The 21,831-nt window shown below is 58.9% G+C and carries 17 protein-coding genes; 10 read left to right on the top strand and 7 right to left on the bottom strand.

Going from position 1 to position 21,831, the window contains the following annotated elements:
- Positions 1-5 precede the first annotated feature (5 nt).
- Complete coding sequence (locus tag WNY37_RS05385; RefSeq protein ID WP_342972440.1) at positions 6-1,406, top strand: serine hydrolase domain-containing protein; 1,401 nt, start codon at positions 6-8, stop codon at positions 1,404-1,406.
- Positions 1,407-1,418: 12 nt separating this feature from the next.
- Complete coding sequence (locus tag WNY37_RS05380) at positions 1,419-2,219, top strand: phytanoyl-CoA dioxygenase family protein (protein ID WP_342972439.1); 801 nt, start codon at positions 1,419-1,421, stop codon at positions 2,217-2,219.
- On the opposite strand, the gene WNY37_RS05375 is transcribed toward WNY37_RS05380, so the two are convergent.
- The 7 genes from WNY37_RS05375 to WNY37_RS05345 form a co-directional block, all read right to left on the bottom strand.
- Positions 2,216-2,986 carry a TetR/AcrR family transcriptional regulator gene (locus WNY37_RS05375; RefSeq protein WP_342972438.1) on the bottom strand — a complete coding sequence of 257 codons (771 nt, stop codon included), beginning with the start codon at positions 2,984-2,986 and terminating at the stop codon, positions 2,216-2,218. The genes WNY37_RS05380 and WNY37_RS05375 overlap by 4 nt on opposite strands.
- A 58-nt stretch (positions 2,987-3,044) precedes the next feature.
- On the bottom strand, positions 3,045-3,818 hold the full coding sequence (locus tag WNY37_RS05370; RefSeq protein WP_342972437.1) for an SDR family NAD(P)-dependent oxidoreductase: 774 nt from the start codon (positions 3,816-3,818) through the stop codon (positions 3,045-3,047).
- A gap of 3 nt (positions 3,819-3,821) precedes the next feature.
- Positions 3,822-4,805, bottom strand: coding sequence for a dipeptide epimerase (locus WNY37_RS05365; RefSeq protein ID WP_342972436.1), 984 nt, complete (start codon positions 4,803-4,805; stop codon positions 3,822-3,824).
- Entirely contained in the window at positions 4,802-5,842 is a 1,041-nt protein-coding gene (locus tag WNY37_RS05360; RefSeq protein ID WP_342972435.1) for a DUF1611 domain-containing protein, read from the bottom strand. The genes WNY37_RS05365 and WNY37_RS05360 overlap by 4 nt, the downstream gene beginning before the upstream one ends.
- Positions 5,843-5,848: 6 nt before the next feature.
- Positions 5,849-7,987 (bottom strand): TonB-dependent receptor, encoded by a 2,139-nt coding sequence (locus tag WNY37_RS05355; RefSeq protein WP_342972434.1) that lies wholly within the window; start codon positions 7,985-7,987, stop codon positions 5,849-5,851.
- A 249-nt stretch (positions 7,988-8,236) separates the two neighbouring features.
- Complete coding sequence (locus tag WNY37_RS05350) at positions 8,237-9,379, bottom strand: serine hydrolase domain-containing protein (protein WP_342972433.1); 1,143 nt, start codon at positions 9,377-9,379, stop codon at positions 8,237-8,239.
- Positions 9,380-9,810: 431 nt separating this feature from the next.
- Complete coding sequence (locus WNY37_RS05345) at positions 9,811-11,466, bottom strand: alkaline phosphatase D family protein (RefSeq protein WP_342972432.1); 1,656 nt, start codon at positions 11,464-11,466, stop codon at positions 9,811-9,813.
- Between the two features lie 290 nt (positions 11,467-11,756).
- Here WNY37_RS05345 and WNY37_RS05340 point away from each other — a divergent pair, with 290 nt between their 5' ends.
- The 8 genes from WNY37_RS05340 to WNY37_RS05305 all read left to right on the top strand — a co-directional run bounded on the left by WNY37_RS05340 (position 11,757) and on the right by WNY37_RS05305 (position 21,801).
- Positions 11,757-12,473, top strand: a complete 717-nt coding sequence (locus WNY37_RS05340) for a GntR family transcriptional regulator (RefSeq protein WP_342972431.1) — start codon at positions 11,757-11,759, stop codon at positions 12,471-12,473.
- 339 nt (positions 12,474-12,812) lie between these two features.
- Positions 12,813-15,212 carry a TonB-dependent receptor gene (locus WNY37_RS05335; protein WP_342972430.1) on the top strand — a complete coding sequence of 800 codons (2,400 nt, stop codon included), beginning with the start codon at positions 12,813-12,815 and terminating at the stop codon, positions 15,210-15,212.
- Between the two features lie 117 nt (positions 15,213-15,329).
- On the top strand, positions 15,330-15,992 hold the full coding sequence (locus tag WNY37_RS05330) for a cysteine hydrolase (protein ID WP_342972429.1): 663 nt from the start codon (positions 15,330-15,332) through the stop codon (positions 15,990-15,992).
- Complete coding sequence (locus WNY37_RS05325; protein WP_342972428.1) at positions 15,989-17,374, top strand: peptidase M20; 1,386 nt, start codon at positions 15,989-15,991, stop codon at positions 17,372-17,374. The genes WNY37_RS05330 and WNY37_RS05325 overlap by 4 nt, the downstream gene beginning before the upstream one ends.
- The gene (locus WNY37_RS05320) at positions 17,371-17,883 is read left to right on the top strand and encodes a flavin reductase family protein (protein WP_342972427.1); all 513 of its coding nucleotides are present in this window, start codon (positions 17,371-17,373) and stop codon (positions 17,881-17,883) included. The genes WNY37_RS05325 and WNY37_RS05320 overlap by 4 nt, the downstream gene beginning before the upstream one ends.
- A complete protein-coding gene (locus tag WNY37_RS05315) occupies positions 17,880-19,148 on the top strand; it encodes an MFS transporter (protein ID WP_342972426.1) in 1,269 nt (422 codons plus the stop codon). The genes WNY37_RS05320 and WNY37_RS05315 overlap by 4 nt, the downstream gene beginning before the upstream one ends.
- Before the next feature lie 158 nt (positions 19,149-19,306).
- Complete coding sequence (locus WNY37_RS05310) at positions 19,307-20,698, top strand: MFS transporter (RefSeq protein ID WP_342972425.1); 1,392 nt, start codon at positions 19,307-19,309, stop codon at positions 20,696-20,698.
- A gap of 29 nt (positions 20,699-20,727) precedes the next feature.
- Positions 20,728-21,801, top strand: coding sequence for an LLM class flavin-dependent oxidoreductase (locus WNY37_RS05305; RefSeq protein ID WP_342972424.1), 1,074 nt, complete (start codon positions 20,728-20,730; stop codon positions 21,799-21,801).
- Positions 21,802-21,831 lie beyond the last annotated feature (30 nt).

Here is a 21,831-nt window from a genome sequence, read left to right as displayed (position 1 = left end):
CTTTCATGCTTGTCCGCACTATCAAGACCGCCGCGCTCGCGCTCAGCCTCGTCGGCTGCGCTGTCGCTCAACCCGTCACGCCACCGACCGATGCGATCGCAGAACTTGTCAGCCAGAGCCAGGAAGCGGCCCCCTATCCGGCTCTTGCCATCTCCGTGCGCAAAGGAGACGAGATTCTATATGAGGGCGCCGTCGGCACAGCCGATCTCGAACAGGATGTACCAGCTACGCCCGACACGGTCTTTGCGATCGGCTCAATCACGAAGTCATTCACGGCCATCGCCGTCGCCACGCTGGCTGCGGAAGGCAAGATCGACCTCAACGCCCCTATCAGCACGTACATCCCGGACTATGACGGCCCTGCAGGCGATGCGCCCGTCTGGACGCTGATGAACCACACTTCCGGCATCCTGAACTACAATGCGCAGCCCGAATTTCCGCAAGGGACGCGAAAGGCATTCACGCAACGGGAAATGCGCGACATGTTTGAAGCAGCGCCGCTCATGTTCGAGCCGGGAACAAATTTCAGCTATTCTAATTCCGGTATCTTCCTGCTCGGCGTGATCGTGGAAAACGTCACTGGCAAGCCGTACGATACTTATCTCGAAGAAACTATATTTGCGCCGCTTGGCCTTGAGCGGACCTATTACAACCGTCCGCAGACAATTATTCCGCACCGCGCCAGTGGTTATGTCCTCAGCGAGGACGGATATCAGAACGCGCCGATTCTCGATCCCAGCGTACCCTTCTCAGCCGGCGCTCTGGCATCTACCGTTCAGGACCTTCAAGCCTATGTAGACGGGGTGCACCGGCAAAACCTGCTGGGCGATGATGTCCGAAATACGCTTTATGAAATGCGCGAATTTCCCGATGGCGAGGCCAACCCCTACGCCCTTGGCGCCCTGATCATCCGCAACTGGGAAGGCCATCGCAAGATTGCCCATGCCGGCGACATAGATGGCTTCTCGGGCTATATGGCTTTCTATCCCGATGAGGATCTCTCGATTATCGTCCTCGCCAATTCTCGCAACGTCTCGCCATCGCCGGTTGGCCTCGAACAGAAGATCGCCCGGCTGGTCTTTGACACCCCGCGCGGTGAGCCGTCCAGCGAGCCCCTTACACCAGCGCAACAAGCCATACTGGTCGGCGACTACGATGTCGGCCGCGTACGTATCGGCATCGACCAGATTGGTATCCTCAAACAAGATGACGGGCTGGCCATGAAGTTTGGCGGAACCGCCTCGGATGGCCCGGCCATCCCGCTTGTCCGTCTCGACGGCCTACATTTTTATGCCGCCAATGATGACGAGATGACCTTCACCTTCATTCCCGGTGAAGACGACACACCAACCCGCGTCATGGTCGACTATGTCGGCGGCTTGTTTTCTTTCTACAAGACAAACTGAGGGCCACTCAACATGACCGATTTCCAACAGGCCCGCGAGGCCTATGATCGCGATGGTGTGTGCATCCTGCGCGGCGTCTTCGACCGCCCATGGCTGGATCTGGTCGAGCGCGCTATCGATGAAGCCCTTGCCCATCCCGGACCAGACGCCGAGCGCTATGGTCCGGCTGGCGCAGAGCGTTTCTTCGGTGACCTCGACATGTGGACCCGCCATGAGAGCTTTCGTGACTTCATCCTGAAGTCCCCTGCCGGCAAGCTGGCAGGCCTCATCATGGGCTCATCAACATCGACCTTTTTCTACGACCAGATGCTGGTCAAGGAACCAGGGACCCAGCAACGCACGCCCTGGCACCAGGATCAGCCTTACTGGGCTGTCAGCGGTCGCCAGGTCTGCTCAATCTGGCTGCCCGTGGATTCTGTTCCGAAAGACGTTGCCCTCGAATTCGTTGCCGGTAGCCACAATTGGGGACAAGCCTACAATCCGGCCCACTTTGCCGACGGCAGTCCCTATGACGGCACCGGCCTGCCGGAGCTGCCAGATATCGAAGCCGCGCGAGACGATTACGAGATTCTCAGCTGGGATGTCGAACCGGGCGACTGCCTCATCTTCCAGGCGATGCTCGTGCATGGCGCTCCGGCCAATCCCAAGGCCGGGCGCAGACGGGTACTGTCGACAAGATGGCTGGGCGACGATGCACGCTACACCGTGCCAAAAGGCGAAGTAGCAATTCCGACGACGAAGCCGGACCTTGCCGATGGAGCCCCCTATTCCGGAGCGCTCTACCCCACCGTTTGGCGGGCAGCCACGGCCTAGGTCATGGCCGTTTCATTGCTGAGCTGGGCGATCTTGGCCGCCGCGCCGCGCAGGCCCTTCGGAATTTCGCTGGCGGGATAAAGCGTTCTGAACCAGAGAACGCTCAGGGCATCGGCCAGCGCCTTGTCTGTCGGCACAATCTTGTCGGTCAGTCGGATGAGATTCTGATCAGGATAGATGACCAGTCTGCGGACGATCTCATCCATCATGGAGCCGAGGGCATAGGCGACCAAGAGCATCGAATCCTCATCCACCGCGCCTTCGGGATAGTGGCGGATCACACTCCGGGACACACGAGTGTACCAGTTCAGGTTTACGTCCTGAACAAGCGCGGAATAATCAGGGTGCTCGTCGACCACCTGTAGCATGCATCGCATCAGGCCCGCGTTCGCACGTGACAGGCGGATGAACCGGCAATTGGTTTCACGGATCGTATCGAAGGCCGAACGGCTGGTATTGCCAACTGTGGCGCCGGGCGGGATGAACTCCACGAATTCGGACAACACCGCCAGGGCGGCCTCGCTCTTGTCCTTGAAGTAAACATAGAACGAGCCGTCCGCGACACCCGCTTCCTGCGTAATGTCCAGCACGCGCATCGCATGATAACCGAGGCGCTCCAGCATCCTTGCCGTTGCAAGCTTGATACGTTCGCGGGTTCGCTCACCTTTGCGTTTCGGTGGATTTTCCTCAAGCCGAAGCGCGAGCGCATCGACAAAGCTGGATGGCTCGGCGCGAGAGGCAGTGTCAGAAACTGAAGCGACATTCATAAACTTCGTATAGCCGCATCCGCCCCTTATCGACAACCGAATTCCGCCGGGACATGCGTCAATCCTTGTGCAGTATTCCCGCGGCCAGAAAGCCTCCATCGACCGCAAGGACATGACCGGTGACGTAGGCCGCTTCAGGCGTGGTGAGGAATATTGCGGCCGCGGCCACCTCATCCGGGGTGCCATAGCGGTCTGCCGGAATTGCCCGCCGGTAAACCCTGCGGGTGGTCTCGCTATGCATTTGAGCGACGAGATCGGTCTCGATGGCCCCCGGCGCCAGAGCATTGACGGTCACGCCTGATGTCGCAAGCTCTACCGCCAGCACGCGGGTCAGCATCACAACGCCGCCCTTGGCCGCTCCATAGGCCGCACGCCCAGTGCCGCCAGCGACGCCCGCCGTAGAGGCGATATTGACGATGCGGCCATAGCCCTGTGCCTGCATCACCCGGCCAGCGGCACGGCAGCAATAGAAGGCCCCGGACAGGTCGACATCGAGCATTCGCGACCATTCTTCATCGGTCGTTTCCAGGAACAGCCTCTCCAGCCCGATACCAGCAGAATGAACCAGAATATCCAGGCGCCCATTACCGCTTGTTGCGGCGGCGTCGACCGCTCTGTCGCAAGCGGCACTGTCAGCCACATTCACCTCGACACAGGTGACGTCGGCGCCCATCTCAGCCAGGGTCGCCTGCGCGGTTTCGAGTTGGCGCGCGTCGAGATCGGCAAGGACCAGACGCACACCCCTGCGCGCCAGACCTTTCGCAATCGCAAAACCGATCCCTCTCGCACCGCCCGTGATCAGGGCCGTTTGCCCGCTCATGCCATCATTCATGCCTTACCCCCAGAAGCGCTCGGGCGCTGGCATGGCCACGCCGCTTTTATACTCAACGCCATTCGGCAAGTCCTTCGACAACAGGAGCGGACCATCCAGGTCGGCGAAGTCGCATAGACTCGCCAGAGTAAGAGCAGGTGCCATGGATAGCGAAGTTCCCGCCATGCAACCCACGAGTACTTTAAGGCCATGCTTGCGCGCCGTCCTGAGAAGGGCGAGCCCGCCTGTCAGCCCGCCCGCTTTGTCGAGCTTGATGTTCACAGCGTCGTACAGGCCGACAAGCGCGGGCACGTCTTCCGCCGTGAAACAGCTTTCGTCGGCGCAAAGTGGGACGGGTGACCGATACTCCGCCAGCGCGCTATCGCCACCGGCAGGCAATGGCTGCTCAAGCAGGACAAGCCCGGCCTCGGCGAGCAGAGGCGCAACCTCGACAAGCCGCGCCAGGTCGAGATCTTGGTTGGCATCAGCGAGCAAGATGGCCTCCGGGCGGATTGCGCGGACAGCCTGAACCTGCTCAACGATGCGCGCCGCATCGACCTTGAGCTTTAAGCGCGGTCCGGCAATCGAGGCCGCTGCTTCCGCCATGACTTCAGGGCTATCGAGGCTGATTGTCTGAAATGTATCAACCGGTCCGCCCGGCGCACCAATCTTTTCGTGAATTCGAATGCCATCACGCTTGCACCGAAGATCCCAGATTGCACAGTCGAGTGCGTTCCGGGCTGCGAAGGATCGCAATCCGGCGCAGGCCTCTACCGCCTCATCCATGGTCGTGAAACCACCCTTATAGGTCCGCAGTTCCTGAATACCTTTTTCGGGACTGTCACCGCGAAAGAACACGCCAATGCCCTCACCGCGGCCTCGATGGTCTTCGTGCCGCAGCTCGACCGTAAGGACATCGATTGCATTGAGTTCAGCAAAGGCAAAACGCAATGGTGTCCTGAGCGGCCACGACGCTTCAGTCACCGAGATCTTGATCGTCTCGCTCATGGCTTGGGCGGGATTGATAAAAGGCGGTCAACCAGCGGACCTGCCCCCATTCGAATGGGATCAGTGACCGGCAGCTGGAGCTCCGCCGACAACGTCTTGCACAGCGCCAACGCTTCGTCCTCGGCCAATGACTTCGTATTGAGGCTGATGCCCGCGCACCGCACATCCAGACTGGTCAGGCGCGCGGCCTCAAGATGGCGGGCAATTGCCAGATCAAGAGACGGCGTTGGGAAGTCCTCGAAATAGCCGAGCCTCTCGCGTCCGGCTTCATGGCAGAGGATGATCGCTTCGGGCTGGCTGCCATGCAGGAGGCCAAGCGAGACACCCGCATAGGCCGGATGAAAGATCGATCCCTGTCCCTCAATCACGTCCCAGTGCGCCGGATCGTTCGCCGGAGCAAGACGCTCGGCAGCACCAGATATGAAGTCGCTGACAACGCTGTCGATGGCAAACCCCTTGCCGGAGATCAGCACCCCTGTTTGCCCGGTGGCACAGAAATCACCCGCTTCGCCGCGCGCCCGCAGTTCGCGCCAGACAGCCAGCGCCGTGAACTTCTTTCCGACGGCGCAATCTGTCCCGACGGTCAACACGCGGCGACCGCTACGCGGCTTGCCCGTACCGACGGATAGATCGGCCGGTGGGTCGCGCAGATCCACAAGACGCCGTCCCAGCTCGCTTGCCCGCTCAGCCAGTTCCGCATCATCATGCAGGCGCTCATGCATGCCGGCAACGATGTCCAGACCGGCTTCAAGCGCCTCGTGAAGCACCGCCCGCCAGGCTGGCGGAATCGCGCCGCCAATTCCGGCGACACCGATAACCAATGACTTGGCGCCCCTCGCGGCAGCGTCCCTCGGAGAAAGGTCTTCCAGGCCGAGATCTATTGCCTGCGTCGAAAGCCGGTATTGGCCGACGCACCGCTCTGGCGCCCACTGGACAATTCCGACCCCGGTCTTTGCGAGCAGCAGGCGATTCTCGTCACCCAGGAAGACGAGATAGGGCGGAACGGGGCCGGTCATTGTCAGGTCTTCGTTCGTCATGCCGGATCAGAAAGATTTCTCGAGGCGCACACCGAAGGCGCGGCCAGGGGCGCGCTGTATGAAGTTACCGATCTGATAGGTGATATAGCGCGTATCGCCGAGATTGTTGGCATATGTGGTCACACGCCAGCTCTCACCCTCAAGGCCGATTTTCAGGTTGATGATTTCGGGATGCTCGGACTCAATCTGGTTTGCATTGTCCTGATAGCCATCCCAGGAATTGCTATAGCTGCCATAGAGGAACAAATCGGCCAGATCCGTCAGCGGCGCCGTATACAAGGCATCGAGGCTGACGCTCTGGCGGAAGCTGCGCGGAACCTGGTTGCCCGAATAGTCAACCTCACCGCCGCCCGTCAGCGGTACTACGAATTCGTCGTAGGTCGCATCGAGATAGCCGTAGGCCGCATTGAGGCGCAGACCATCAATAGGCTGCGCGGACAGCTCACCCTCGACCCCCGCAGTCTGGATTTCACCAGCATTGATGCCGAGGCCGTTCACTCCGGCCGGGAATGTCGGGTCGATCACGGATTCGTCCACGGAGATCAGCGCATCTTTTCGCTTCTGCGAAAACGCCGCCAAGGACAGCTGCGCACGTTCCCCTAGAGACGCTTTCAACCCGGCTTCGTAGCTCAGTGACGTCTCACTATCGAACGGCAGGTATTTCGGCTGGCTGGCCCCTTCATTAATCCCGCCAGCCTTGAAGCCGGTCGAGACCGTCGCATAGACCATGACATCGTCAGAGACGTCATAGCTCAATGTGCCGGCCGGCGACCAGTTCTCAAAGACCGGGTCGGAGGTCACGCCATAATCGAGCGAGCGCCCGACGATAGCGATACAGGCCGTGCAGCCGGGCGTAGCCTGCTCAAAGTCAACGTCACGCTCATCACGCGTATACCGCAAACTCGCATCAAGGGTCAGCCGATCGGTCAGATCATAAGACAGTTCGCCAAATGCCGCGTATGACATCAGCTCCTGATCATTATCGAGATCAAACAGGACACTATCCAGATTGTCCCCCGTCAGGCCGCCATTGTCAGGTCCGAAGAATGATCCCAGGCCCGGCACGCCGACTGAAATCAGAAAATTTGTATCGAAAAAAGCTTCTTCGCGTATCAGCGTTGCACCGACCAGGTAACGAAACGCCTGATCCTGAGCGGACGCATAGCGCAGCTCAGCGAAGAGAGTCTCAAGTTCGATATCGCGCGTTGAGGTTTGCAGATAGGCGCTGGAAAAGTCGGTATCGTCCTGTTGAAAGACATCGACCGTCCGATAGCTCAGGACATTGGTCAGCGTCCCCGTGCCTAGCGCGGTATTAAATTCGGAATAGAGCTGCCACTCCTCTGAATTATACGGCGTTTCGGTATCGTAGGCGAGGTTCTCCGGATCGTCGCCAATTCGGTAGACGCCCGGCGTCTGCCCTTCATCCTTGCGATAAGCCGCAGTAAGCAGCAGGTCGGTGGTCTCACTCGGCTGCCAGAGCAGGCGCCCGCGCGCCGACAGGTTCTCGCGGGCTTCCAGTTCCTCGTCGAGAAAAGCGTTGCGCGTAAAGCCGTCATCCTGGTTCACCAGTTTCACGCTCAGTCGCCCAGCGAGCTGGTCGGAAAAGGCATAATTGCCCATGCCGATGACTTCCTGGCGGTCGTAGCTCCCTAAACGCAAATCAATCTTCGCCGTATTTTCAAAGACCGGACGAGCCGTAACGATATTCACGGCCCCACCAACTGCATTGCGCCCGTAAAGTCCCGCCTGAGGCCCACGAAGAATCTCGACCTGCTCAAGGTCATAGAGATCTGAGAGTGTCGTGACAGGACCGCCGACATAAACGCCGTCGCGATAGATCCCCACACCCGGTTCCTCAGTAGAGCGTTCGCGGCTCACACCCCGGATGGCGATGTTGGAGCTGACGAAATCTCCGCCGGGCTCGAACGTCACATTCGGGCTGAGTGAAACAAGATCGCCGATCTCATCCAGCGCCGCTGCGTCCATCAGGTCTGCCCCGAAAGCCGTTACGGCCAACGGTGTATCCTGAATGGCCTCTTCGCGCCGGCGCACGGTCACGGTGACGACATCATAATAGGTCGCCTCAGTCTCGTCCGACGCCTCCTGCGCCTGCGCCTGCGCACCCGCCATCACGGAGCCGCTCATGAAAAGCGCCAGAGTCAAAAGCTTGTGAAGACTTGAATGTGTCATTGCGTCCTAAAATCCTTCCTGCACCAAAATACTGGTGATGGGTCCTGCCCCGCCACACGTCGAACCGAAGAGCCAGAAGGCTCCCAACTGGGCCATATTTGCACTATACTAAATTTGAGATCATTTTCATATTTTAAGCAACTCTTTTTCTGATTTTGCCCAAATGAGCACCACCTAAACTATCGCAGCGCCCAGAAAACGGCCTCAGGATGCCCTGAGCTCGTCCATCAGACCAATCGCAAAGATCAAGACCTCTTTCTCCAGACCGCCCTTGTTTATGGAGAGCGCGAGTACGCGCTGGGAGTCCGGTTCAATCATGAGCACCGACACTGCCCCCTCGCTGGTTCCGGTGTGCCAGTAGAGCGGTCGGCCAGCCACCTGATCCATCAACTCCTCATACAGCGCCTCAGGAAGGTAAGCTCTCCTCGCCTCAAGGAAATCCGGCAGGCTGACATACAGGCCGAGGCCATAGTCGGTGAACGCCCCGCTATTGAGCCTGGCCGGAGAGACAATCGCCTTTTCATCTTCCGGCGTCAGAAACCCCTGCCCAACCAAATTCGCCCCAAACCTGGCAAGATCGCGGGTCGACGCCAGCATCCCGGCACCGGCATACTTGTAGCTATAATCATTGAATGGTGCATTCTCGAGTTCGCCGCCCTCCGACTCCACATAAAAAGCGGCTCGGCCCGGAATGACGCGCACAGCATCATCAAGCGCAACGCTGTCCAGGCCCAGCGGATCGAGGACTTGCGCGTTTATCAGCTCACCAAAGGACAGACCGGACGCCTCGGCAAGCACAGCAGCCAGCAAGGTGTACCCGTAGCTTGAGTAGTTGAAGGCATCGCCCGGCGCGCAAATCAGATCATCATCGGAGAAGCGAGCCAATGCCGCCTTCATGCTGGCATAATGCGTTAGGGAAATCTCTTCTTCGGGCGAGTCATAGCCTCGCACACATCCGGTATGGGATGCCAGTTGCCGAAGCGTAACCAAGCGGGCCGGACCCGTAAATCCAGGCAGATAGTCGCTGACTGTCGCATCCAAATCGACGAGACCAGCCGAAGCGATTTTTACCGTCGTCACGGCCGTTATTGTTTTAGAGATGGACCCGATCCGCATGAGGCTCTGTGGCGTCATCGGCGTCATCTGTTCAAGGTCCGCATATCCCTGCGCACCGTCCCAAACTATCTCTCCCTGCTCCATGATTGTGAGAGAAAGTCCCGGCGTTCCAACTTCCTCTGCGAAGGACTGGACGGACTCATCGATCCAGTCAGGGCTTTCTGCCACGCACGGCAGCGACAAAGCCGGGCCGAGCGGAAGCATGATCATTGAGAGAATTAAGCTTTTCACGGCACCACTCCTATAGAACATCCATCCGGCCAGATGTGGTCATCCTTCAATTCCCGAGCACCTCACGACCGAAGCGCCAGAGCGACAATCCAACAGTTCAGAACCTTCACATAAAATGAATATGACTTCAACTTTTATATCTTGCTTGCTCGTCCAGCGTGGTCATCACTAGAAACGGGCATTGTCAGAAGACGTCGCTTTATGCTGCGACGCCTTCGGGATCGATCCTCGCTCGCCGCGATAAACGATCACGTCAATCAGGACTGCCACCTTTCTTCACGATCCCGGTTCAAACAGAAAAGAAACGCCATCGCTCGAACGGCATCAGATTCTGACTGCCTGGAAAGGCTCTGCCGTCGGCCGGCGGAGACGTGTTTGTATGTGTCGGACGTCACCTACTCGAGAGCTAAGGCCCTAAACCGCGCGATAAATCAGCGGCTTTGAGAGTCCTGCGCAATGGTAAGCGTGCTGAGGCGGCCTTCTATATCCCGTTCGGTTCTGGCGATCAGGAAGGTTTCTGCCTGGAAATCCCTGGCGGCGATCGTGTTGACGCGAACATATCTCGCCTCGACTGATCCTTCGGTCACCTCCAGCAAGACAAAGCCCTTGTCGCGGACATTTGCTGCCCGCACGCCTTCATTCTTTTCGACAGTGGCGGAGGCTGCGATCCCAAAGATCCTCTCATCCGGTGAAAGGCTTTGATAGCCGCCAGGAGACGTGATGCTGCCAGTCGCGAATTCGACACCCGCGAACATGTTGTCCGGTTCGCGAAAGAGATCATTTGCCCAGAACATGTGACTGTCACCTGACAAAACGACAAGATTGGCGTTGGCCTTTATTGCCGATGAGAGAAGCCGTGCCCGTGCAGCCGGATAGCCGTCCCAGGAGTCGAGATTGACAGGAAGTCCCAGTGCCGAGCGCCGGACCCAGTTTGCTGCATACCCATCTGCTGCGAGGATCGGGTCCAGAATATCGTCCGGAAGGATCTGCAGATAATCCGGCGTCAGCATGGGGGACATCACGGTCTGGTTGCCGAGAAGCTGCCAGGCGATTCCGTTCGAGACGGATGCAGAAAATTCATGTTCCAGCCACTTCTCCTGGCGAAGGCCAAGCATTGTTCTCCCCGGATCGGACAGGACAGCGTTCGGTGCTTCGGCCGAGGCTGCAATTGCCGAAAGGCTGAGAGGCTGATCCCGGCCCGTCAACCTCGACTCGATCAGGTGAAGCGATACAACTTTTCCGAATTCATAGGTTCTGGCCAGTGACCGGAACGCCTCGCCGGGACGCGGGTCGCGCATCGGCATCCACTCGAAATAAACCTGCAACGCAGCGTCGCGCCGGCGTTCCCAGGAGCCTTCGGCGTCAGCATCATGATTACCCGCACCCCCCATCCAGCTATTATTGGCAGTCTCGTGATCATCCCAGACAGAAATGAACGGCGCAGCGGCATGTGCAGCCTGCAGGTCGGTGTCCTTGCGATAACAGGCGAAGCGCTTGCGATAGTCGTCCAGCGTAATCGTTTCGTGCGGCGGGTCGACGAGTCTGCCGAGTGCCCTTCCAGTCTCGCCGTCATAGCCATCTATGCCATACTCATAGATGTAGTCGCCAAGATGAACGATCGCATCGAGGTCATCTTGTTCTGCGATCGCGCGATAGGCATTGTAAAAACCCGAACCGTAATTGGCACAGGATGCAACGGCCAGCCGGACCTTGCGAGCCGACGCTTTGGGAAGCGTTCGTGTCCTGCCAGTGGCTGACCGTATGCTGCCCGCCCTGAACCGGTAAAAATAGCGCGTACCGGGAGAGAGGGAGGTCACGTCGACCTTGACCGTGAAGTCGCGCGCCGCGCTCGTAAGGGTCTTGCCGGAGCGTATGATGTCCTGGAAGGCCGCGTCTAACGCAACTTCGAATTCGACGGTGATAGCTTCGACGCCTGGGCTGGAGACTCTCGTCCAGATGACAATGGCAGTTGGAGTAGGATCGCCGCTCGCAACGCCGTGCAAAAACTCGGCATCGATATCCGCTGGCCGGCTTGTCGATGTACAGCTTCCCAAAAGGACATAGCCGCCACCCAGACCGGCGATCACCCTCCTACGACTGATCTCCAACGTTTCTCCGACGCGGTCCGAGCGGTGTTTCTTCGGTGGTCCAGGTCTCTTTCCGATTTTCAAGCGATAGCCCTCTCTCACCAGAATCACGTGCTCTGAAATGTTAGGTGTTATGTTTGACATTAATGCGTCAACCACTGACACTGGAAATTCTGATTCCAACCAAGATCAGCATGATCTCAGGTAAGGGATTCCCCCGAGAGACAAGAACGGTCGGGCTGTGCCATTGGAGTCGGTGAAAGATAGAAGACAAAAAGGGAGGGACGCATATGAGCATTCAAGACAAGATCAGGCCTCGCCCGGAGACGACGCCGTTTCAGCCTCAGGGTTTCAGCGACATCCGCCACACAGAAGATTGGGCCCCTGAACTTCAGAAATCCAAGGCGTACGAACAGGTTCTGCTCGACATCATTCTCGGCATTTTGCCGCCCAATGCCCGTCTGGATGAAATGGGCCTAGCCAAACAATACAATCTCGGCGTCGCAGGCGTACGCGATGCATTGGGACGCCTCTCGCTGGAGGGTCTGGTTCTGCGCCGCCCCCGCTCCGGCACAATCGTGACGTCGATAGACGTTCAGGAGGTACAGCAAGCATACGATGTCAGATGCCTGCTCGAACCGCATGCGGCATTTCTGGCGTCTCAATACGCCACCAGCTCGGAGGTCGAGGAAATCATCCATGCATTCGATGGCGCTGAAGAAGCGGCCACCACTCGGGATTTTCGGGCAATCATCGCCATGGATCAGCGGTTTCACCAAGCCGTTGCAATCGCCAGCCACAATCTGAGCCTGGCCCGCATCATCATCAACCTGCACAACAAGGCCGCGCGTTATTGGTATTATTCGATGACGACCCGCCCTGACGAAGACAGGCTGGAAGACATTGCCAACCACCGGGCAGCGGCAATTGCCATATCAGAAGGCGACGGCGAGACAGCGAAGCTGGCAATGCGAAAAGTGATGGGTGAGAAGTTCGCCGCGCAGTAGTGGACCTGACCTGTTTGCCTCATTCCGAGCTGGACGCAGGTTTGCTTCTTAAGTCGTCCAATACTCCAAATCAGAAATGAACTCTGCGCGTCTGGGACGGAACATGTCCTTATGAGGCGCTGCCGGGCCGCCCTGGACGATGTCTGGAGGGCGCGCGCGTCCGTGCTTATTTGCATGGTCCGCACGATTTCTAAGCTGGTGCGCGTCCTTTCTGCATAGTATTTAAACATTTCAACTGAAATTTCAGAGTAAATTTCAGAGATGCTTCCTCGCGGCTTCTGATTGGCCCTTCAAATGCCCTTCCAATCAATGGCTGTAGTTTTCGAGGGGTACAGACACATGCGCGCATTGTATTATCTGACAGGCGTTCTGGCAGCGATATCATTGGCCAATCATGCTTTGGCACAGGAGCAGGTCGAAGAACCGGCAGCAGAAACTGATGATGAGGCGGTACTGGACCGCGTCCTGGTTGTCAGTGACCGGATAGGTCTGCTTGAGCAATCCTCCAGCGAGAGCGTATTCGGCATGGGCAAGTCCCTGCTGGAGACGCCGCGCTCCGCAACACTTGTCAGTGATCTGACGCTGGAGCGTTACGGCATCGAAGAGGTGGACGATCTCATTGCGATTGCACCGGGGACGTTCACCAGCAGCTATTACGGCGTCAAAGGCGCCGTCAATGCGCGCGGCACGCTCGCCGAAACATACTTCAACGGCTTCAAGCGCGTTGAGAACCGCGGGACCTACCCGACATTGCTCGGCGCGGCCTCCCAGGTTGATATCGTCCGCGGTCCGCCCACGCCCGTCTTTGGGCCAGGCAAGGTCGGCGGCGCGATTAACATCATCCCGAAGACCGCTCGCGCCACGGGCCGGCAATTCATCGAAGATGTAACGGGCGAGGCTGAGGTAACGGTCGGCTCTTACGGCAAGTTCAATGCAAACGGCCAGATCGGCGTTCCGGTCACGGATCGCGGTGGTCTCTATGCCTATGTTGAGGTCGAGGACTCAGACTCCTTCTATCGCGGCGTGTCGGCAGAGCATGTCATGCTGCAGCTATCGGGTGAATTCGACGTCACCGATACGCTGAGCGTCACGATGAGCGGTCAGTATTTCGACTCCGATGGCTACGTTCAGTCACCAGGTTGGAACCGGGTCACCCAGGAACTCATCGACAACCAGACCTACATCACCGGGCGCAACACGGTCATCGTTGATACCGACGGTAACGGCCGCATCACGCCGGATGAGGCCGGCGGCAGCTTTGTCGTGGGCTATTTCGGCTTCACGCCGCCTGTCGATCCGCGTTTCCAGCTGACGGAAGGCGTCGGAACCGCGAAGCTGGATCCACGCACCATCTTTATCTCAGATGCGGACTTCTCGGAGACCACCACCAACACGCTGTACTTCGAAGCCGAACAAGCCATCGGCGACAATAGCCTCAGCTTCGAAGTCTTCTACGATGACCTCGAGAACCAGCGTTTCGTCAGCTATGGCTTCCCGGCAGACTATGATGCCTGGGCCGCCGAAGCGCGCCTGTCCTACGATTTCGACATTGGCTCTGAGGACAGCTTCTTCCGCGCCACGAACAAGGTCGGCATCGGCCATCGCCAACAGGATGCCGTCAAGAAGGAATCGTTCAATGCGGGCTATATCTCGCTGGACCGCCGCGACATCATTTTCGGCGCAACGCCCAACGATATCATCGATGATCCTTTCTCCAACGAGCCAAATACGACGGGCGTGGGCTGGGATATCGTTGTCGATTCCAGCTGGAAAGACACCGGCGTCTTCGCCCTGTCGGACATGGCTTTCGGCGACTATGTGAACCTGCTTCTCGGGGCACGGTTTGATTCCTACGAGGTCAGCACAATCGATACCGGAGCCCTGTGTTACTGCCCCTCGAACACTCAGTTTGATGACGACGACACGGCCTTCAGCTACAATGCCAGCCTTAGCTTCAACACACCGGTCGGTCTGTTCCCATACGTGACGTATGCCGAATCCGCTGCGCTTGAGATTGGCCAGGCGGGCGATATCGCGCCGGCGCTGGTGCAGAGCGACCAGTGGATCTCCGACTCAGAGCTGCTCGAAGCCGGGGTCAAGTTTGAACTCCTTGAGGGTACGCTGGTCGGCAGCCTTGCAGGCTACGAGCAGGAACGCACGCGCGTCGGCATCAATAACAGCGTCGTCGGCACCACCTCGGAAGGCGTCGAACTTGAAGTGCGCTGGCTGGCGACGGACAACGTGTCCTTCACCTTTGCAGGCAACACCCAGAAGACCACCACGAAGGGACCGGATGGCAGTTTTGCTTATATCCCGGTCTGGGCAACCGGTCTTGATCCGGTCGACGGATACGGCGCCGCCTATGCGGTCTACAATCTCGCCGACTCCGGCCTCGGCCCAACGGGAGATTATGAGTACCGCCTCGTCCCGCAAACAGTGTTCTCTGTCTTCGGCTCATACGTTTCGGATGAGAAAGACTGGGGCCAGTTTGGCCTCACGGCCGGCCTCACCAGCGTTTCGGAGACGGCTGGCAAGCTGACCGAAGCGATCATTCTGCCAGCCTACGAGACCGTGAACCTCTCCGCCTTCTACACGGTGAATGGCTACGAGCTGGCGCTGAACGTCGATAACGTCTTCGACGAGCTCTATTTCCAGCCCGTAACGGACACCTATTCCGACATGGCAGTCCTTCCCGGGCGAGGAACGGAATACAGGGTTTCCTTGAAGAAGCGCTTCTAGGAAGCCGGTTCAGGCTTCCATAGAGGAGTATCGGCCCCGCATAACCTCCCAAATGTCCTCACCCATGTGGGGCCGGCGCTTTCTGAAACCGAACATCGAGTTGAATGAGTATTTTCTTTGAATAAACACACACCCTCCGCCGAAAGCCTGTCCGACTGGGTCGCCCCGGCAAGAACAGCTGTCATCGTTATCGATATCCAGGTCGACTTCGCTTCAGCCGAAGGCGTGCTCGGAAAAGCCGGCGTCGATATGAGCATCACCGAACCGGCCGTCGCCGCAGCATCGCAACTCGTTGAAGATGCACGAGAGGCCGGCGTCCCGGTGATCTTCGTTGGCCTGCAGACAGATGCGGCAACCGACTCGCCCGTCTGGGGGGAATGGCGGCGACGCAAGAACGGCGTTGACGAGGGCGGCGGCATTTGCCGGAGCGGAACCCCTGGCGCCGACTTTTTCGGACCAAAACCCGAGCCTGGTGAAACGGTCGTTCCAAAGCTCCGCTATAGCGGCTTCTTCGGCACCAGCCTCGATGCCATATTGCGTGCGCGTCAGATCGATACGCTCGTCGTCTGTGGGCTAACCACCGAATGCTGTGTCGACTGCACGGTGCGCGATGCGTTCCATCTCGACTATTTCGTTTATGTGCCGACCGATGCGTGCGCCGCCTATGATGAGCAAATTCACATCGGCGCCCTGAATTCGCTGGAACTGAACTGCGCAACGCTGGTGACCACGGCTGACCTGCGCAGCGCCTGGGCGACACAAGAAGAAAGCAACCAATGAGTCTGGATTTCAAGAATTTGCCCGAGGCCGCCTACGCGGTCTCGGAAGACGAAGTCGCGGCCTTGGCTGCGGCGCTCGACAAGGAAGAAATGACCCGCGTCGCCCTCGAGCTGGGCAACATTAAAAGCCCCGCCCGCGGCGAGGCAGAGGCTGCTGAATATGTCTATCAGTGGCTCTCCAAAGAAGGGTTTCGCCCTCGCAAGGTTGGCGCGACTCCCGAGCGCCCGAACATTATCGCGACCTATGGCGGAAAGGGAGACGGCAAGAGCCTGCTCTATACCGCGCACCTGGATACTGAGAGCCCGGTCGGCAATCCTGACGAGGACGCGCTCAAATTCCGCGACAGTACGCTGGAGCAGCGAGAGTGGACCGAGTGCTGGTTGGAGAACGGCCAGCTCCACGGCTTTCCCATCGCGAATGACCGCGGTCCGATGACCTGTTTCCTCTTTGCCGCGAAGGCGCTCAAGGCTTGCGGTTTCGATCTGTCGGGACGCCTGTACCTGACCGCGTCGCCCGGCGAGATCGGTCCCGAGCCGATCGAGGAGATGCGCGGGATCGACTATATGGGCAAGGAAATTGGCACGCACTACGTGTTCAATCATGGCGGCGTATCGGCTGACTATGCGATTGCCGCAGAAGGTTGCGACTATGGCCTGACCTGGGTCGGCAGCGGCTATTCGGTTTTCAGGATCAAGCTTTACGGCGACAGCGTCTTCACGCCCCTGCTTGAATCTCCTGAACTGGCCAGCGACCATCCAAACCCGATTTACCGGATGGGCGCGGCCGTACAGTCAATCCTCGACTGGAGCCGCAAGTTCGAAACGGAAAGCCGTTACGAATGCGAGGGCGGCGCATCCTATCCGAAGGCACAGATTGCATCGGTTCGGGGCGGTGTGCCGCATGCGTTCGGTGCTGGAACCGAAGTTTGCGCACTTTATCTCGAAGTCGGCCTGGCGCCGAACCAGCAGATCGGTGATGTCCACCGCAGCCTCGAAGCCTTTCTTCGCGAATCCGGCATTGGTGAATTCGAGCTCGAGCCCGTTGTCGTTCGTCATGGCTTTGAGGCCGATGAAAACAAAGTCAAACCCCTTGTAAGCGCAGTGGATCTGGCGACACGGCTAGCGACCGGAGAGCCGCTGAAACGGGCTGCACCGATCTATTCGAGCATGTGGCGCGACCACAACGTCTTCAATATGAACCGGGTGCCCGCGGTTACGACAGGCTTCAAGCGCTGGCGTCCAACCCCTGAGGACCTTGTGAAAGGGGCGCTGATCTACGCCGTAACCGCACTCGCTCTATGCGGCAGGGCGAAGCAGTCCGAAGGCGGCACAGCAATCAAACCTGTCTATGGCGACAACCCTTTCAGAGGAGGTGAAACGTGACCCAATCGATAGATGTCGGTCTTTGGCGTGAAGCCATGGGCGGCTTTCTGAGCGGGATTACCGTCGTCACGACCCGTGGCGAGGCCGGCGTCGCAGGAACGGCCGTCAACGCGTTTTCCGCGGTCTCACAGGATCCGCCTCTGCTGCTCGTTTGCCTCGACCGCAAGAGCCGGTCACTCGACGCTATCCGTAAGTCCGGCATTCTGGCTGTGAATATCCTTTCGAACGCACACATGGACGTCGTCCGCCGGTTTGCCGCCAAGTCGGAGGACGACCGGTTTCGTGATGTCGATTTCTTCGATGGCGTTACCGGCGCTCCGGTCTTGGCCGAGTCTGTGGCCTGGTTTGATTGCGAAGTGCATGCCCTTCACGATGGTGGCGATCACGAGATCGTTGTCGGGCGCGTGCTGGATCTTGGGTCTAACAAGAATGCTGCGCCGCTGGCTTATCACCGGGGGAACATCTGGTGTCTTGATGCCGGCGCGGCGACGCCTGAACAGCGTTCATGACAACGCCGTCAGCGGACTCGCCCGCTCACCTCAAGGGCATGGTCGCGCTTCGGCGTGTCATGGCTGACTCCTCCTATCGCAGCCTGTTTCTGGCCTCCACCACCGTCATGGCCAGCCAGTGGATGCAGCGCATCGCGCTTGGCTGGATCATGTGGGAATTGACCGGCAGCACCACCTGGCTGGGACTGCTTGCACTGGCTGAACTCGCGCCAGGACTAGTCTTCGGCCCCTTGGGCGGCGTCCTGGCAGACCAGAACGACCGCCGGAAAATTATCATCCGGTGCCAGACCGTTCTTTTCGCGGTCGCTCTCCTTACCGGCGTCGTTGTGTTTTTTGGCTGGAGCACGCCCATCATTCTCGTTCTGCTGACCGCTGCAGCAGGGATCGGGGCAGCCATCCAGGAATCCGCACGTGCTCTGCTGATAAGGGACGTTACCCCTCGCGATTGTCTCCCGACCGGCATGTCGATGACGGCAATCTCGGTGAATGTGACGCGCTTTATCGGGCCGGCAATCGCGGGGCCGCTTGTGATCTGGCCCGGACCGGCATCGATCTTCTGGATCAATGCCGTGGTCGCGCTAATCATGATCGCGACCGTGCTTCGCCTGCGACCGATCCAGATGTCGTCGACGCCAAACCAGCCGACTGGATTCGTGAAACAGCTCTGGACAGGGTTCAAGGCGGCCTCAAGCCATTCGATCGTGACGCCCGTACTCGTCGTATTTGCCGCGACAGCCTTTCTGGTACGGCCAGTATACGAGCTTATGCCTGCCTTCGCAGATCGCCTGTTCGGGGGCGATGTTCAGGCTTACTCTTATCTTGTGATGGGCGTCGGTGCCGGAGCTCTGGTTGGCGCCATCATCGTCACCCTCAATGCACCTCAAAAGCCGGCGGGTCTCTTCTTCCAGGCGTCAATAGCCGCCTCTGTCGCGCTCGTCGGCTTTTCGATGACATCAGGCCTCACTGCGGCGACCGTGGCCGCAATGGTTCTAGGCTTCTTCATGTGCATCAGCGCGGCCGCGTCCCAGCTTGTGATGATCCTCGATACCGACGAGGCGGTGAGTGGCCGGGTGCTCAGCTTCTGGGGCGCCTTGATGAGGGGCGCGCCGGCGCTCGGCGCGCTTTTTGGCGGGGGTGTCCTCGACCTGCTCGGCTACCGGGTGCCACTGGCGGGCGCTGGCGCCATCGCAGCAGTGCTGTCTGTGCTGACGTTCGTGCTTTTTATCCAATACCAGTCATCGCTGCGTCGCCGGGAGGCGGCGTAAGTCACCGGAATGCTTGGCGTGGTCAATTCCTGAGCACTACCCCTGCACCAGTGACCCATTTCTAACATTTTCTCTGAAATGTCAGATGAAAGGTTTCCCGTTCGAGCCGCCTCATCATGGAGCTGCTAGCCCTGATCGCGATACGAAGAGGGTTTCGAATGCTGCTATCAGGAATGATCCAGTCCGTACGGTCCGTCCCCCGGATGGCGGCGGCCCACATGGCGACTTTAAGTGCCCTGGAGCTTCTCATCAGCGCAGCGACATTCTCGTCGCTTGGCGTCGTCTTGCCTCACATGGTCTCAGAGCTGGACTGGAGCTGGTCGCAAGCTGGTTTTGGCTTCACTATTCTCGGTGCAGCCTGCGGTGGCTCATCCCTCGTCCCGTCGCTCGTTATCCGGAAGTTCGGCGTCCGAATGGCTCTCATCCTGGGCGCGGCCATGATGGCTGCCGGCCTGTTTACCATGAGCAGCGTGAACAGCCTCATCCAGTATTTCTCGGCGGCCGCCATATGCGGTGTGGCATTCCAGATGATGGGCGCGATCCCGGCGACATTTGTGATCAGTCGGCAATTCAAGCGCAGGTCTACCGCGCTCGGCCTCTATTTCACCATCGGCGGCCTCGGCAATGTATTCGGACCGTGGATGGTGATGGGCGTCCTGTCTATCGAAGGTCAAAACTGGCGCGACTACTGGATGTACCAGGCGCTCATCCTGCTTGCGACGGGACTCGTGGCGGCACTCATCATCGGGCTCGACAAACGCTTTTCCACCCCCGCCAAGGATGAGCTCGAGCAGCCAGGGACTGATGAGACGGTCGACGTAGACGGCAATCGCGATCAGGCGGATGCCATTGCGGCCCAAGCCGAACCCGCGCCTCGCACGTCAAACGTCTATGTCACGCCGGTCGACTGGGGTGTGAAAGAAGCGATGGGCTCAATCCAGTATTACGTGCTGGTCTCCGCTTACTTCGCCAACCTTATTGCCCTCGTCACGGTGACCAGCCTTTCGGTCGGACACCTGGTCGAGCGCGGCGTCTCGCCCCAGATCGCAGGCGCGATGCTGAGCCTCGAAGCCTTTATCGCCGTCATTGCCCGCGTCGGCGGGGGCTTCCTCGGCGAACGGATCGATCCCAGATACCTAATGGTCGTTTCGCTGGCCTGTACGGCGGTCGGTTGCTGCGTGCTAGCGACGTCCGGCTCTCATTCCGTGCTGCTCATCTACGCAATTGGCACGGGCATTGGGTTCGGCATGACGTCGCTCACCTGCACCGTTCTGATGCTGAACTATTTTGGCCAGCGCAATAATCTGGAGCTGTTCTCGACAATGTGTCTGGTCGGCGCGGCCTCTGCCCTTGGGCCGACCATTGGCGGCGTCATTCACGACGTCACCGGCAGCTTTGTCCCGATGTTTCTGATCCTCTCGGCCATCGCAGCAATTGTCTGGGTCGGCGTGGTCTTCATGCGTGCGCCGCAAAAAGACGACGCCGCTCCCAAGCGACGCGAAGCGGAGCGACCGGAGCAAACCGGCGCTGAGCCACACACGATCTCGTAAAGTCATCCAATAAACTCCCGGAGGGACCCATGCTACCCAACCACAAAATGTTCGGCGTTTTCCTGCCCATCGCTAATGGCGGCTGGATCATCTCGAAGAACACACCGACGCTCGACGGGCTCTACCAGACCAATCGTGAGGCGGCGATCATCGCGGACCAGATTGGCCTCGACTTCATCATGTCGATGTCGAAGTTCCGTGGCTTTGGCGGGGAGACCAACCACTGGAGCACATCCATGGAGTCGATGACCATGATGGCCGGGCTCGCGGAAGTGACAAAGAATGTGAAAGTGTGGGCCACGATGCATGCGCTGCTTCACAATCCGGGCGTTGTTGCGAAAATGGTCACCACGCTCGACCACATCTCGAACGGCCGCGCGGGTCTCAATATTGTGGCGGGTGCGTACCGGGAAGAATTCTCTCAGATGGGCGCCTGGGACGAGGCGCTGACCCACGCGGACCGGTATGCCCTGACAGAGGAATGGATCACGCTGATCAAACGCCTCTGGTCTGAGGAAAGTGTTTCTTCGGACGGACGCTTCTTCCAGTTTGATGACTGCCAATCCGATCCCAAGCCGATATCGAAGCCCCGTCCCGACCTGATCGCGGCAGGCCAGTCGGATCGCGGCTTCCGCTTCTCGACGACCCATGCTGATGCCTGCTTTATCGGTGGCCGGAGTGTGGAGGAGCGGGCGGGTCTCAGCCAGCGCGCGCGTGAAATCGCAGCCGAAAACAACACGACCATCAAGGTGTGTTCGATGTGCACCGTCATCCATGATGACAGCGACGCCAAAGCCGAGGCATTGCTCCAGCGTTTTGAAGACGGCAAGGATCTCGGCGCTATCTCGGCACAGATGAAGAGCTGGGGCCTTTCGGCAGAAAACGTCGCGGCGGCCGCTCATAAAATGAGCGCCAGCCAGAACCATACCGTCGTTGGATCTCCCCAGACCTGCCGGGAGAAGATCGAACAATACGTTGAGGATTGCGCGCTCGATGGCGTCATGCTGATCTTCCCCGATTATAAGGCAGGCTTGGAAATGTTCGGGGACATCCTCCCTAAACTTCGCGGTCACTACGCGGCCGAGAGCCATGAACCTGCTTGATCAAGGGACGGATACGGCAGGAGAGATATA

This window comes from Henriciella sp. AS95, assembly GCF_038900055.1.
GTDB lineage: Bacteria > Pseudomonadota > Alphaproteobacteria > Caulobacterales > Hyphomonadaceae > Henriciella.
Note: the sequence above shows the minus strand (reverse complement) of the source record. Positions and strands in the feature narration are given on the sequence as shown.